Source organism: Stenotrophomonas maltophilia group sp. P373 (assembly GCF_053295075.1).
Map to the genome: position 1 here is coordinate 3,845,644 of NZ_CM129994.1, position 14,257 is coordinate 3,859,900.

15 protein-coding genes are annotated in these 14,257 nt (G+C 66.3%); 5 read left to right on the forward strand and 10 right to left on the reverse strand.

Features of this window, described 5'->3' with window-relative positions; all coding sequences use genetic code 11:
* Positions 1-38: 38 nt before the first annotated feature.
* On the reverse strand, positions 39-932 hold the full coding sequence (locus ACSYHF_RS17710; RefSeq protein WP_005419556.1) for an NAD-dependent epimerase/dehydratase family protein: 894 nt from the start codon (positions 930-932) through the stop codon (positions 39-41).
* Between the two features lie 98 nt (positions 933-1,030).
* Positions 1,031-1,942 (reverse strand): S41 family peptidase, encoded by a 912-nt coding sequence (locus ACSYHF_RS17715; protein WP_005419557.1) that lies wholly within the window; start codon positions 1,940-1,942, stop codon positions 1,031-1,033.
* 50 nt (positions 1,943-1,992) lie between these two features.
* Here ACSYHF_RS17715 and ACSYHF_RS17720 point away from each other — a divergent pair, with 50 nt between their 5' ends.
* Together ACSYHF_RS17720 and ACSYHF_RS17725 are read left to right on the forward strand one after the other, a co-directional pair.
* A complete protein-coding gene (locus ACSYHF_RS17720; RefSeq protein WP_005419558.1) occupies positions 1,993-2,457 on the forward strand; it encodes a MarR family winged helix-turn-helix transcriptional regulator in 465 nt (154 codons plus the stop codon).
* A gap of 273 nt (positions 2,458-2,730) precedes the next feature.
* Positions 2,731-3,033, forward strand: a complete 303-nt coding sequence (locus ACSYHF_RS17725) for a KGG domain-containing protein (protein WP_065177995.1) — start codon at positions 2,731-2,733, stop codon at positions 3,031-3,033.
* A 126-nt stretch (positions 3,034-3,159) separates the two neighbouring features.
* Here the strand turns inward: ACSYHF_RS17725 and ACSYHF_RS17730 are convergent, their stop codons facing one another.
* The 3 genes from ACSYHF_RS17730 to ACSYHF_RS17740 all read right to left on the reverse strand — a co-directional run bounded on the left by ACSYHF_RS17730 (position 3,160) and on the right by ACSYHF_RS17740 (position 4,425).
* The gene (locus tag ACSYHF_RS17730) at positions 3,160-3,510 is read right to left on the reverse strand and encodes a VOC family protein (protein WP_005419560.1); all 351 of its coding nucleotides are present in this window, start codon (positions 3,508-3,510) and stop codon (positions 3,160-3,162) included.
* 104 nt (positions 3,511-3,614) lie between these two features.
* Positions 3,615-3,815, reverse strand: a complete 201-nt coding sequence (locus ACSYHF_RS17735; protein ID WP_111128052.1) for a hypothetical protein — start codon at positions 3,813-3,815, stop codon at positions 3,615-3,617.
* A 91-nt stretch (positions 3,816-3,906) separates the two neighbouring features.
* Positions 3,907-4,425, reverse strand: a complete 519-nt coding sequence (locus ACSYHF_RS17740; protein WP_111128054.1) for an SLOG cluster 4 domain-containing protein — start codon at positions 4,423-4,425, stop codon at positions 3,907-3,909.
* Positions 4,426-4,599: 174 nt separating this feature from the next.
* Here ACSYHF_RS17740 and ACSYHF_RS17745 point away from each other — a divergent pair, with 174 nt between their 5' ends.
* Complete coding sequence (locus ACSYHF_RS17745) at positions 4,600-7,950, forward strand: autotransporter domain-containing protein (RefSeq protein ID WP_111128055.1); 3,351 nt, start codon at positions 4,600-4,602, stop codon at positions 7,948-7,950.
* A gap of 70 nt (positions 7,951-8,020) precedes the next feature.
* On the opposite strand, the gene cml is transcribed toward ACSYHF_RS17745, so the two are convergent.
* Positions 8,021-9,208 (reverse strand): CmlA/FloR family chloramphenicol efflux MFS transporter, encoded by a 1,188-nt coding sequence (gene cml, locus ACSYHF_RS17750; protein ID WP_447575859.1) that lies wholly within the window; start codon positions 9,206-9,208, stop codon positions 8,021-8,023.
* A 253-nt stretch (positions 9,209-9,461) separates the two neighbouring features.
* A complete protein-coding gene (locus ACSYHF_RS17755; protein ID WP_005419568.1) occupies positions 9,462-9,914 on the reverse strand; it encodes a PA2169 family four-helix-bundle protein in 453 nt (150 codons plus the stop codon).
* A gap of 464 nt (positions 9,915-10,378) precedes the next feature.
* On the opposite strand from ACSYHF_RS17755, the gene ACSYHF_RS17760 reads away from it, so the two are divergent.
* Positions 10,379-11,020 (forward strand): glutathione S-transferase family protein, encoded by a 642-nt coding sequence (locus ACSYHF_RS17760; protein WP_329916101.1) that lies wholly within the window; start codon positions 10,379-10,381, stop codon positions 11,018-11,020.
* A gap of 23 nt (positions 11,021-11,043) precedes the next feature.
* On the opposite strand, the gene ACSYHF_RS17765 is transcribed toward ACSYHF_RS17760, so the two are convergent.
* Both ACSYHF_RS17765 and ACSYHF_RS17770 read right to left on the reverse strand, forming a co-directional pair.
* Entirely contained in the window at positions 11,044-11,451 is a 408-nt protein-coding gene (locus ACSYHF_RS17765) for a hypothetical protein (RefSeq protein ID WP_111128058.1), read from the reverse strand.
* 49 nt (positions 11,452-11,500) lie between these two features.
* Positions 11,501-11,920 carry an H-NS histone family protein gene (locus ACSYHF_RS17770; RefSeq protein WP_069139687.1) on the reverse strand — a complete coding sequence of 140 codons (420 nt, stop codon included), beginning with the start codon at positions 11,918-11,920 and terminating at the stop codon, positions 11,501-11,503.
* 118 nt (positions 11,921-12,038) lie between these two features.
* Here ACSYHF_RS17770 and ACSYHF_RS17775 point away from each other — a divergent pair, with 118 nt between their 5' ends.
* Entirely contained in the window at positions 12,039-12,431 is a 393-nt protein-coding gene (locus ACSYHF_RS17775; RefSeq protein ID WP_019660763.1) for a DoxX family protein, read from the forward strand.
* Positions 12,432-12,449: 18 nt separating this feature from the next.
* Here ACSYHF_RS17775 and ACSYHF_RS17780 read toward each other — a convergent pair whose 3' ends face one another.
* Entirely contained in the window at positions 12,450-14,225 is a 1,776-nt protein-coding gene (locus ACSYHF_RS17780) for a serine hydrolase domain-containing protein (RefSeq protein ID WP_447575860.1), read from the reverse strand.
* Positions 14,226-14,257: the final 32 nt, after the last annotated feature.

A 14,257-nucleotide genomic window follows, 5' to 3' on the forward strand; every position in this document is an offset into this window, starting at 1 on the left:
CTCAGGCTCGGCTCAGCGCCCCCCCCCTCGCGATGCCCTCACTCGGCCACGCGGTCCTTGATCCACTGTGCCCGCGGCAGTACCTCGATGCTGCCGACGGCATACTGCTGCAGCACGTCGTCTGGCCCGAAGCACGGTTGCCAGCCCAGCTCGCTGCGCAGGCGGGCACTGTCGTAGACACGGTCGATGCTCAATGGCAGCGGCCAACCACGGCGTTCGAACTCGGCCAGCAGCTGCGGCGCGCGACGGGCCAGCACGCTGCGCGGGTGCGTGGCCAGCTCCAGGCAGTCCTCGCGCCGGAACGGCGTCGGCGCACAGGCGAGGTAGCGCGCGAACGGGGCGCCTTCGTCGAGCAGCAGTGCAGCATGTGCGCTGGCCACATCGCGGGCGTCGATGCCGCGATGCAGGCGGAACATCGCCATCCGTTCGGGCGGTTCCGGGAAACACCGGCCCATGCGCAGCACGCGAACGCTGAAGCCCGGCGTGGCGGCGGCTTCGGCCAGGGTCTCTGCCTGCAGCTTGGTACGGTGGTAGATCGTGCGCGGCAGCGGCTCGGTGTCTTCGTCGATCCAACGGCAGCCACCGGCCACCACGGCATGGCCATACAACGCAGTGGTGCTGGTCAGCACGAAGCGCCGTGCTCCTGCTTCGCGTGCAGCCTGCAGCAGGTGTGCGGTGGCCTCCACGTTGATCTGCTGGAACACCGCATCCGGCACCAGGCCGACATGCGGGGCATGCAGGGCCGCGGTATGGATGACTGCATCCATGCCCTGCACCGCGCGCGCGACGGCCTGCCGATCGCTGACATCGGCAATGATGCGCGTGGTGGCAAACGGACTGCGGTCCAGCCCCACCACTTCGTGGGCGGCCGCCAACGCACCGAAGATCGCGCGCCCGATGCGGCCGGAACTGCCGGTCAACAGAATCTTCATTGAGTCCATTCACTCGAAGCGCCCGGGAACTACCGGGATGCTTCGATTCTAGGCATGCAATCGCGCATCCGCGATAGGACAGCCATGCAATCGTGCGTTCATCTTGACGACTTCGCAGGCGCCAGCAGTTGCCGCGCGATGAACAGCGGATCGTCGCCGCCGGCCACATCGGGCCTCACGCCAGTACGTTCCCAGTTTCCACCGGTACGCAGATTGATGGGTTGCCGGTCGGGAATACTGATCTGATAGCCATCGGGCAGCAGCACAGGATCACCAAACATATGCGCGGCACCGCCACTGCGCGTGCCGACAATCCGCGCGCGGCCCAGTGCCTGCAGCGAATAGGCGACGAACTCGGCCGCCGAACCGGTGCGGCGGTCGATCAGCACCACCAGCGGTTTCAGGTACGCAGGCAGGCTGGCAGGCGGCAGCAGTACCGGCGTGCGCCGGCCGCGCTGGTCCAGCTGCTGCACCGCGTCGATCTTCGCGTCCAGCAGCGTGCGTACCAGCAGGTCGGCACTTGCATCGTCGCCGCCCCCGTTCTGGCGCAGATCCAGCACCAGGCCATCGGTCTCGGCCAGCAGGGCAAGGGCCGCAGCGAACTTCGGGCGCGCCAGATCCAGCGGATAGAAGGTACTCAGGCGCAGGTAACCAATGTTGCCCTCCATCACCCGCACCTCGCGCACGCCGGCACCATTGCTGCGGGCATCGGCGCGCCAGGCCATCAACCAATCGTCCTGGCCGGCCGCTGCGTCCACGCGTTCAACGTGGAAGTGGCCATCGAACATGTCCAGGTCCTGGTTCAGGCGTGCGCTGAACGCAACCGGATCCGAACAGCTGTCCGCATAGCGCTGCTGCACCGACCAGGTGCGCAGGGCATCGGCGATACGGGCGCCCTCCGCCTCGTCAAGGTACTGCGCCTGCACGGCGGTGGCCGCCGCGCGCAGCACTCCGTCCTGCGCCGGGCAGGCCGCTGCCAGCAAAGCAGCGAGCATCCAAGACACGGTCATCAACCACCTCCGCGTTGAAGATATATAAGTGCTTATATATCATTCTGGTCATGGATCTCCAACACGCCACGCTCGGTACGTTGCTGCGCGCCCTGCTCGACCAGCTGGACCCGGCGGTCGAACAGGCCTACCGGGACCTGCAACTGGACTACCGGCCCCGCTACACGCCGGTGCTGCGCACGCTGATGGCGCAGGGCCCCTGCCGGATCAAGGACCTGGCATCGGCCTGCGGGCTCAGCCATTCGGCGCTCAGCCAGACCGCGGCGGCGATGGTGCGTGATGGTTGGCTGCACGCGTCCAGCGGCGACGACGGACGTGAACGCATCCTGCAGTTGAGCCCCCGCGCACAGCGCGCGATGCCTGCGCTGCAGGCGCAATGGCAGGCCACTGCCGTAGCGGCGCGCAGCCTCGATGCCGATCTGGGGCAGCCGCTGGAGCAGGTGCTGCGCGACGCCCTTGCAGCGCTCGCACAGCGGCCCTTCGCGCAGCGCCTGCAGGACGCCCGCCGGCCCTGAAGCCTTCTGCTCTGCGGCCATTTCGATTTCGCTGAGGAAGGTCCAGCCGCCGTTGCCCAGGCGCAGCTCCAGCGTGCGCACTGCGCGGCCGGCTGTCCGGCCTAGGTGAAGGGTGCAGTTCGTCCTAGCCACGCAGGGCGGCGCGCGCAGCAGCGTACCTGCGCCGTGAAAAGCAGTACGGTGCGACGTGAAGGCAGCCGCACCGATGCGGACACTCCGTTAGCCGGGCACCGGCAAGGATGAGCTTCCCTTCCATGCAACGGGAGCCTTCCCATGGCCGGCCAGCACCACGGCACTTCCCATCGTGGCTTCGCCTCGATGGACCAGGACAAGCAGCGCGCGATCGCCGCAAAGGGAGGACGCGCCGCGCATGCGTCCGGCAATGCACATGAGTTCAGCCCAGCCGAGGCACGCGTGGCCGGCCGCAAGGGCGGCGAGGCGATCAGCCGCAACCGCCAGCACATGGCAGCGATCGGCCGCGAAGGCGGGCACGCTCGCCACGCCAATGCACGGCAACAGCGGCAAGCGGCCGAAGCGACGCCAACGAGGGACGGTCCACAACGCCAGCAGAGCTGACCGCGGCGCGTTCAGGCGCGCCTGTGCTACCGGAGCAGCCCGAATGCCGCGAGCAGGGCCAGCACGCCGTTAGACGGTCATCGTCCCGCGCGCACCGTCAGGCGTGGCTGAGGCACCATCCACCGCTCAGGCGTGGGCGAGGATGTTCAACAGCCGACCGAACGGATCGCGGACGAAGAAGCGCCGCACGCCCCAGGGTTCGTCGGCCGGGCCATATTCCAGCGCGATGCCGGCCGCGCGCATGCGCTGCAGCACGTCCTGCAGATTGTCCACTTCGATCGACAGGTCCGGCACCGGCGTGCCCGAGCCTCCTTCACTGGCGAAGCTGACCTGGGCCAGCGCACTGCTCTGCCCGCCATGGGTGACGATCCAGCCATGGTCCATCACCACCGGCATGCCGAGCAGCTCGCCATAGAACGCAGCGGCACGTGAGGGATCGGACGTGGCGATGTTGGCGACGACACGCTTGACGGCCATGTTCCACTCCACCAGGAAGAATGTGTCGAGACTGCCCGACCTTGCGCACGAACAGAAGAGCCCCGCCACGGACGAGGCCCGTCTTCAGCCGAGCATGGCTGGGCTTACACCGCGCCGCAGCGCTCCATGACACATCGATCGTATTCGTACTGGCATTCCATGGCATCACCACCACCGGACACACATGCCTGGTAAGCCTTCCAGCAGGGCAGATCGCAGGGCTGGACCGGTCCGGCCACGGCCACCGAGCCGCTGCAGGCCAACGCCAACACAACACCGGCGATCACTTTCCTGAAAGTACGCATCGACATCGCTCCTTGATTAGCCTGGTGAGCCCAGGCCGGGCCACCTTAGCGCTGCACACGGGACGCTGGGTGAAGGCCGATGCCGCTCGACTCAGCGGTGCAGCAACCCCAGCACACGCAGCTGTCCGGCCAGCTCATCAATGTTGCGCCACGGCAGGATCGGCGAATTGCCGCGCTCGTCCGGCGGGTTGTCCGGCAGCGCATCGGACCAGCCACCGGCCCCCACAAGCGGCAGCAGCGGCCGCTTGTGCAGCCAGGCCAGGCAAACCTCCGAGATCGTACCGGCGCGCCCGCCGATCACGATGCAGGCATCACCGGCCAGGGCCATGATCAGGTTGCGCGCATCGCCCATGCCACAGGGCACCACCACCGTGGCGGGCCAATCGGCTACCGGCATGCCGCTTTCCGGGATCACGCTGAGCACCTGGCCACCGGCGGCTACTGCCTGCTCGGCAGCTACCCGCGTAGCGGCACTGCCACAGCCGCTGACCAGCGTGATGCCCTGCACGGCCAGGAAACGCCCTGCTTCAGCTGCGCGCTCGAACGCGTCGCTGCCAGGATCGGCACTACCCAATATCGCCAACTGTGGTTTACGCAATGCGTTACGCATGGACGGCCCCAAGGCCTCGGCAAGAAAGGTCGCGGTGCCCGGCCCGGCGGAGCCACGTCTTGCACCGATCACAGAAGATTAACACGTTCATAAAAATCCCTTCACATTACTGGGGGATATCGCCATGCCTTTGCGTTAACGGCCTTGATGTCCGTCAACCAAGGAAGTTGTCCGATGAATCACCCGCTGTACGGCCGTTCGTCCCGCTCCCTGTCGCACCGCCCGCTGGCGCTTGCCGTCGCCAGCTCGCTGCTGCTGGCCGCTGCACTGCCGGCCATGGCCAGCGAATCACTCGAGGCCTGGCAGCAGCAGCGCCAGATGCAGGCTGCATGGGCACAGCCTGCTGCCAACGCTGCACCCGCAGCGACGGCCGCTGCACCTGCCGCCAGCAGCACCGCCGTTCTTGGCAACCCGGGCGATCCGGCCAGCTGGCGCAGCGATGAGTTCAACGCCGATTGGGGCCTGGGTGCGATGGGCGCGGACTACGCCTATGCACGCGGCCTGACCGGCAAGGGTGTGCGCCTGGCGCTGTTCGACTCGGGGTCCGCACTGGCGCATCCGGAGTTTGCAGGACGCAATACCTCCAGCATCACCATCGGTGCCGACTGCCCGACGCCGGGTGTGGTCGCGGGGACCGGTGCCTGCGGGCAGACCCGCGGCGAACAGCCCGGCTACAACTACTATGGCCTCGGTGCCGGCGTTCCGGCCGCACTCGCGGCACGCCTGATCGCGGCCGGCCAGCCCTATGGCTTCAGCTACGCCGACCACGGAACGCATGTGCTTGGCACCATCGGCGCAAACCGCAATGGCACCGGCATGCATGGCGTGGCCTTTGGTGCGGATCTCACCGCCGCCCGCGTGTTCGGCGACACCTACTATGAGTGGCGCCTGGATCCGGACAACTACTATCGCCCGCGCGCGGTGTACCGCACCGATCCGGATGACGCCGCCACGCTGGACATGTATGCACAGATCCAGGCGCAGGGCGTGCGTGCCATCAACCACAGCTGGGGCATCTCCACGCGCAACATGACCGCCGCCGCGCTGGACCAGCAGTACGCCAACATCGGTGCCGACTACGGCGTGTACGGCAGCATCTACGCCAGCAATGGCGATACACCGGGCTCCACCCTCATCCAGGTCTGGTCGGCTGGCAACGGCAGCGGCGCCGTCGCCGGAATCACGGCCGCCATGCCGCGCTGGAAGCCCGAACTGGAACCGTACTGGCTGGCCGTGGCCAACGTCCGCCGGCCCAACGCCGCTGCGGGCGAAACGGACTACGTGATCGATGGAAGTTCCAGCATCTGTGGCGTTGCCGCCAACTGGTGCATCTCGGCACCCGGCACCGACATCGTCAGCACCATCGTTTCCGGGGATATCCAGGGCCGCATCGAAAACACCTCCGCCTACGTGCGGCTGATCATCGACAGCGAGAACACCCAGTATGTCTATGGCACCAAGACGGGCACATCGATGGCGGCGCCGCACATCACTGGCGCGCTCGGCCTGCTGATGGAGCGCTTCCCCTATCTGGACAACGCCCAGGTCCGCGACGTGCTGCTGACCACCGCACGCGACCTGGGTGCAGCGGGCATCGATCCGATCTACGGCTGGGGCATGGTGGATCTGAAGAAGGCCATCGAAGGCTATGGCTCGCTGCGCGTGGACACCAACGTGGTGATGAACCAGAAAGCCGGCGGCCTGAAAGTCTGGGAAGGCGATGCCTGGGACAACTGGACCAACGACATCGGTGGCCCTGGCAAGCTGACCAAATCCGGTATCGGCTGGCTGCGCCTGAGCGGCAACAACAGCTTCAACGGCGCGGTACTGCAGGACGGTACGCTGGAATTGAACGGCACCAACACCCTCACCTCGGCAGTCGAGGTACAGGGTGGCCAGTTGCTGCTCAACGGCAGCCTGGTCTCCACCGCACTGACCACTACCGGTGGCGTGAGCACGGTCAGCGCCAGCGGCGTGCTGAACAACAGCAACCTGGTGATCAGCGGCGGCGTGGTGTCCTTCAACGGCACGCAGACCGGCGGCACCACCACGGTCGGCGCCAATGGCCTGCTGAAGGGCGTCGGCACGCTCGGCAATACCCGCGTGGACGGCCTCATCGCGCCGGGCAACTCGATCGGCACGCTGACCATCAACGGCAACTACGTGCAGGGCGCCACTGGCGTCTATGCCGCCGAGCTGGCCCCGGGTGGCCGCAGTGACCAGTTGCACGTGACCGGCACCGCCACCCTTGGCGGCACGCTGGTCGCGCTGCCGGAGCCGGGCGTGTACTACCTCGGCGAGCAGTTCAACTTCCTGCGTGCCGACGGAGGCGTCAACGGCCAGTTCGCCAAGACCGACTTCAGCGCGTTTTCCCCGTTCCTGCAGTTCAGCCTGGCCTACGGTACCAACGGCACGCGCATCGACGTCGCCCGTGGCGCTTCACTGACCACGGCTGCCAACACGCCCAACCAGCGTGCAGTGGCAGCGGCCGCCGACCTGCTGCCGATCGCCCAGGGTCTGCCCAAACCGCTGACGCAGCTGTTCCCGCAGCAGCTCGGAGGCGTGCTCGACGGCCTCAGCGGCGAGCTGCATCCGGCCACGGCCATCGCCCTGGTCGAGGGCAGCCGCTACGTGCGCGATGCCGCGTTGTCACGCCGTGCCGGCGCCGCCGCACCCGGTAGCGACGTGGGTGACGCGACGGGTGCATGGGTGCAGGCCATCGGTGGCAACAGCAAGCTGGACGGTGATGTCAACACTGCCCGCACCGAAGCCAACAGCAACGGCCTGCTGGTCGGCATCGACCGCGAGTTCTCCGGCTGGCAGGTCGGCGTGTTGGCCGGCACGGGCCGCACCGACGTGAAGCAGCAGGAGCGTCGCGCCAAGTCGAAGATCGACAACACCCACTTCGGTGCCTACGCCAGCCACAACTGGGGCGGTTTCGGCCTGCGCGGTGGTGTGGCGTGGAGCAAGCACGAGGTGAAGAGTACGCGTGATGTCGCCTTCGCAGGCTTCAGCGACAGCCTGAGCGCGCGCTACGACGCCCGCACCCGCCAGGCCTTCATCGAAGCCGGCTACCGCTTCGGTGGCCCGGAAGCCGGGCTGGAGCCCTACCTGCAGGTCGCACGTGTCGAAGTGGACCTCAAGCGCGTCAACGAACACGGTGGAGCAGCGGCACTGCAGGGCAAGGTGGACGATACCGGAACCACGATTGCCACTGCCGGCGTGCGCTTCGACAAGGGACTGAAGGCTTCGTTCCAGCAGGAGAGCTGGCTGCACCTGCGCGGTGGCGTCGGCTATCGCCGCGCTTCCGGTGATCGCAGCCAGGTCGCCAACCTGGCCTTCGCCAACGGAAGCACGACGTTTGCGGTCAACGGCGCGCCGATCGCCGACAACGCGGTGGTGGCCGAACTGGGCCTGTCGGCCTGGCTGACCGAGCGCCAGCAGCTGGAACTGGGCTACAGCGGCCAGTACGGCAGTGAAAGCCGCGACCACAGTGCGAATGTGCGCTGGTCGGTGCGCTTCTAGTTCCCGTCACGTGTTCTCATGAAGGATTGGGGCGGCCTGATGGCCGCCCTTTTTTTATCACCGGCCGAGGCTAGCGGCAGCCGCGCAACATCGCCGCGGCGACCAGGCTGGCCACTGGCAGCAACAGCCCATAGGCCACCAGCGGCCATACCGTATCGCCCGGCAGCAGCACCGTAGCCAGTGTTCCGAAGCAGGCCACGATCAGGCTCTGCATCGCGTAGTAGAGCGCCACCGCCATACCCGACGCATCGGCAAACTCACTCAACGCGCCGTTGGCAGCCACCGAAACCACCATCACCAGCCCCACCGCGATGCCCCACATGGGCAGCACGACGCTGGCGAATGACAGTGGCAACTCCGCAGCGAGCGCCATCAACAACACACCCGCCACCATCACGCACAGGCCACGCACGAATGTGCCAGGCACCGCCCAGCGCGCGATGAACGTCTTCGCCATGCGCGACATGAGGATCATCACCAGTGCCACCGTCGCGAACGCCAGGCTGAAGGTGATCTGGGAGTACTGCATGCGCTCGACCAGCACGCGCGGTGCGATCGAGAAGAACACGAAGAACGTGCCCATCGCGGCACTGAATCCCAGCGTGTAGACCCAGAAGGCACCACTGCGAAGAATTTTCTGCAGTGCCGGTCCAGCGTCCCTGCGCCCTGCGGGTCGGGTTTCCTGCCACAGGCGTTGCGCACGCAGGCCGGCGACCAGGCCAAGCACACCCAGCAGCACGAAGATCGCACGCCAGCCCGCTGCCGCAGCCACCAGTGCACCCAGCATCGGCCCCAGTGCCGGCACGAAGGCCAGCATCGAAGCGAACAGTCCATACAAGGACGCCCCCTGCGGTGCATCCGCGTACACGTCGCGGACGGTGGCAAACGTCGCTACCAGCGCTGCCGACGCGCCAATCGCCTGCACTGTGCGCCAGGCCAGGAAGATCCCGCTATTGCTGGACAGCGCCAGCGCAAACGAGGCGACAGTGAACAGCAGCGCCCCCAGCAACAGCACCGGGCGGCGCCCGATCCGGTCGGACAACGGGCCGAACAACAGTTGACCGACGCCGAGCACCAGCAGGTAGATGCTCAGCGTCAATTGCACCCGCGCAGGCGATGTTCCCAAGGCGCCGGGCATCAAGGGCACCACAGGTAGATAGATATCCATGGCCAGCGAGGCCAGGAGGTCGAACGGCGCCATCAGCGCAATGGCCGATGGCAGGGTATGGCCCCAACGCGGGGCCTGTCGATTGAACATGGGGAGTCTCCGCCCAGAGTGAGTCCGGCGGTGATCCATCCACTTCGCATGCATCGCAGGGATGTTCACCGCAACAACGTCTGCGTCGTTGTTGCGGCTCAGCGAACTGTCTGCGGACCGTTCCCGTTGTTCATGGTGCTCATTGTTGGCAGTGCGGAACCGGCAAGAGTGTAGCAGCGACCGATTCAGGGTGGCCGGGGCAGCGGTGCCGCCCCGGCCGCGGCGTCCCTGGGGAGTGGGACGCCGCTGATCGTCAGGCCGCCTTCATCGCATGCTTGCGCGCGCGCATCACGTTGTGGCATTCCTGCACTTCCGGCAACAGCTGGGTGACTTCCTGGCGTACCGCCGGCGGCAGCTCGTTGTCCTTCAGCACGTCCTTGAACGCGCCCAGCAGGCGGTCCTCCGACTCTTCCAGCTCGGCCACATAGCCATAGTTGGTGTCACCGAAGGCTGCACGCACCTTGCCGTAGAACTGCTGCATCGAACCCACCACGGTGCCATGCTCGGCCGGCTTGCCGCCGCTGGCAGCCACCGAACCACTCAGCGCCGCGACGATGCGGCCCTTGACGCCGGCGATGCGGGTGAACAAGGCCGACAGCTCGGCATCCTTCACCTTGGTCGCCGCTTCTTCATAGAACGACTTGCCGTCACGAGCGATCTCGATCAGGTCGTTGAGGCGATGTTCGATGGTGGACTGGGTGCTCATGGCGTTGCTCCTGTATCTTCGTTTCAGGGGAGAAAAGCAGCTTCGACTGCGCTGCCTGCGTATCCACTGTGGACATGCTCGTGTGGTTCCCGGGTGAGCAGCGATTGATACGCACTTCACGTCACCCAACCCGCACTGACTGCTTCACGCCACAGTGGCGCGTGGATCACATCGAGCGAGCCCGGGCAGGCTCACCAAGGTACGAAAAGGATGATCAGCACGATCACCAGGACCGCGGCGAGCGCTCCCATCAGCACGTTTCTCTGGCGCCAACTGGGTTTCGGTTTTCCGGGAGTATTCATGCCTGCTACCTGTCTCTGCGGTTGACCCCGGCAGACTGATGGATCGGCGACGGTGCGTGCGTGCAGGACACGTGCAGGCGACGTGCAGAGCACCGGCACCCATGTCGATTTCCGGCACACTCGCTCGTCAGATCATCAAAGCCCTCCTTGATTGCGGACCCCATGCCTCCCATCCTCACCGCCTTCGCCACCTCCCCCGACCGTGGCCAGGGCCTGGCCCGTGACATGCGCGTGCGCTGGGCACTGGAGGAACTGTCGGTAGCCTATGACGTACAACTGCTCACCTTCACCGAGATGAAGCAGCCCGTACACCTGGCACGCAATCCGTTCGGGCAGATTCCCACCTGGCAGGAGGGCGACCGGACCCTGTTCGAATCCGGCGCCATCGTCCTGCATCTGGCCGAACAGCACCCCGGCCTGCTGCCGCGCGATCCGGACGCCCGCATGCGCGCGATCATGTGGGTGTTCGCTGCGCTGAACACGGTGGAGCCCCCCATCGTTGAGCGCTCCATGGCCTGGGTGCTGGAGCGCGAGCAGCCGTGGTACGCACAGCGGCTGCCGCTGCTGGATGAGCGGGTTCGGGCGCGACTGGCGCAACTGTCGACATGGCTGGCCAAGGCGCCGTGGCTGGACGGCGATTTCAGCGTGGGCGACCTGATGATGGTCTCGGTGCTGCTGCGCCTGAAGAGCAGCGGGCTGCTCGACGAGTCTCCGACGGTGGCCGCCTATGTGGCCCGCGCGACGCAGCGGCCCGCCTACCAGCGCGCCTTCGCCGCGCAGCTGGCGGTGTTCCAGAACGGGTAGTTCCACGCCATGCGTGGAAACACTCAGCGCAAGCTGCGCCGGCAGGCGGCCTGCACCAGCATCAGCTGCGCCACCAGGATCAGCATCGCGCAGCCTGACAGCAGCCACGGGTCGATGTACCACTGCCCATTGAAACTGAAGTCGCCTGCGGAAATGCGTTTCCAACCGTTGAAGTGCTGCATCGCTGCCACCACGAACGCGAAGCCACCCGCGGTGTACGACAACCAGGGCACGATGAGGCTCCCCGGGCGCGCGAACAGCGTCAGCAGGCCGAGCACGCCGATGACCGTGCGCTGCACGCGGCAGTACGGGCAGACATAGGCCATCCCGCTCCATTCCACCGCCCAGGCCAGCAGGCTGACCAACATGCCCGCCACTGCGGCGGCGTGCAGGACTTTCGGCGTGATCGTCATGCCACTCTCGTGTGCCATCCCGTGCTCCTTGGTTGAAAGACCCGGGCAGGGTAGCAGTGCTGCAGCGTCATCCCTTCTTGATGACGGTCCGCTTGCCGATGGTGCTGGTTTTGCCAGCGGTCGGCCTGGCCAAGCCAGGAATCAGGAAATCGGTGACCTTGTGGCCCATCGACACCTTGGACGCCAACCAGCGCGGCATGCGCCCGCGACCGGTCCAGGTCAGGCGCTTGTATTCCGGGTCGCGATACTTGGGCGCGACTTTGCCGGATTTACGGCGGACGGCTTTTCGGGCGGGCGCAGGTGTTTCCGAGGCTTGGCCGCCAAAGAGTTCTTCAAGGGTGTAGCCGGCTTCGGCGGCGGCGGCCTTCAGCATCCGCCGCACCGCACTGGCCGGACGGCGGCTGGAAATCAGCTGTTTCCGCTGTTCAGCGGCAACCACCAGGGCACCCAGCTCGCGAAGGCTGAGCGATTCAATATCGATCGTCATGCGGGAAAGGTCTACTGCAGCGCGGCAGCTGTCAAGGCGCCCTGCCCGGCGCGTAGACGCGGGCTTCACCGCCGGTGGGCTCCGATCGCCTGCGTCGGCCATCTCCGAGGACCTCGACGTGAGCACTTCATCGCATTCGCTCGCCTACCTGCTTGCACGCATCCTGCTGATGGCCCTGTTCCTGGTCTCCGGGCTGGGCAAGCTCGGCGATCTCAGTGGTACCCAGGGCTACATGGAGGCAATGGGAGTTCCCGGCATCCTGCTCTGGCCGACCATCGCCTTCGAAATCGGCAGCGGCCTGTGCATCCTGCTCGGCTTCCAGACCCGGCTGGTGGCGGTCGTGCTCGCAGGCTTCAGCCTGGTCACCGCTTTCATCTTCCACCACAACTTCGCCGATCAGACCCAGCAGATCATGTTCCTGAAGAACCTGGGCCTCGCCGGCGGCTTCCTGCTGCTGGCGTGCACCGGGGCGGGACGTTACAGCATCGATGGGCGTGGGCGGCGCGGATGAGCGCGCGGCATGCCGCCATCACCCCTGGCCCATGGGCGCGACGCGCCGCAGGCGCAGGTTGCGCCATGTCGGCTGGGAGCCGCGAAAATCCACCGCTTCGCCATCGCTGGTGAACAACAATCCTGGCTCCACCTCAGCAACCAGGCGGATGCCATCGATGTACAGCCAGCCGTGTCGTTGCTCCAGCACAACGAACATCGATGGTTTGCCCCATTGGTCAACGCGATAGCGTCCCAGCCAGGGTTGCCAATGGGGCGCCTGCGGCCCGGTGGGCCCATCGATGGGATCGTTCTGGTCCAGGCCATCCTCGCCGTTGCTGCATTCCAGGTACGCCGGCAGCATGTCCGTCGCCGCATGGTAACGGTACGTCGCAACCTCTCCATCGGTGTCCACAGTGAAAAGTTGATCGCCGTCGATGGCCGCAAAGCGGGTACCCTCGGCGTGCGCCCCTCGATGCAGTTGCAGCTCCCCGTTTCCGGCAACCCCGATCTTCGCCTTGCCGCTGCGCCCGATCCAGCTTCCCGCCATCTGCTGCATCTGGTCCTGGTTCAACCTGATCGGCGCCAGGCTTGATAGGGGCACACGCGGCTGACGGGGCCCGAAACGCGCCGACAACAGCTGATCGAGCAGACGCTCGCCGATGCCGTACCCCGCAGACGTCGCGCGATTGAACATCGCGGCAAATCCAGCGTTTGCCTGCCTGCAGTAGGTGAACACGCACCCGAATCCGAAGCCCCCGCCGCGGTGGTGCAGCAGCCGCACCGGTGTACTGCCGTAGAGGCGTTCGCTGCGCATGACACCGAGCCCGTAGTCGCCGCCCAGGCCGAAACCATGCATCTCGTCCCAGAGACGGGGCTCAAGCAGTTGCTGCGCACCGGATCGGCCGCCACCGAGCAGGAAGCCAAGATACTTCGCCATGTCGGCGGCACTGGTCCACACGCCTCCCGACACCACCAGCGGCGTCACCGGCGGTACCTGCGTATGGCCATCCTGGGTTCCCAGTGCCCGCACCTTGCTTGCCAGGTAGACCGACGCATCGGCCGTACTGTCGTGCATTCCCAGCGGCTCGAAGATCCGGCGCTGCAGCCAGGCCGGATAGCTGATGCCCGCAACCTGCTCAAGGACATGACCGGCAAGGTCGAAGCCCAGGTTGGAGTAGCGATAGCGCGTACCCACCGGAAAGCGCAGCCATGTCTGCGAGATGCTGCGGACGTGCGCATCAAAGCTCGGCGACGCCGGTTCGTAGTTGTTGCCCAGGGGCGCCTCGTGCGTGAATCCCGCGCGATTGGCAAGCAGCAGGCGCAGGCTGATGCGCTCCTGTGGAGCATGCTCGAAGCGGCTGCGCACCGTGAACGACGGCAGATAGCGGGTAATGGGCGCGTCCAGATCAAGGATGCCGTCCTGCACGGCCAACAGCACCGCCACCGCCGCGAAGTTCTTCGAGGTGGACTGGATGCTGAACATCGTGCTGGCGTCTACGGGCACGCTGCCCTGGCCTGATACGTGACCGAAGCCTTCAGTCCAGCGCACCTGCCCGCCTTCGACCAGGCAGACGGCAGCGGCACCGATGCCGCTGCCGTCCATGGCCGAGCGGATCACGCCGCGTTCCGCGTCGATCAGGCTCGCGGTGGTGACGCTTGGCCGCGCTGGGGTGGCAACACCGGTGGGAATGAGCGTGGCCGCCGGAACAGCCGCGGCATTGGCCAGGAAGGTGCGACGACTGAGCGTAACAGGCATCAGATCACTCCACTTCAGGATGCCGCCATCTTCCCGCCAGCAGAAATGGCAGGGCATGTGTCATTCGGCACAGAGTGCGGTGATCGATG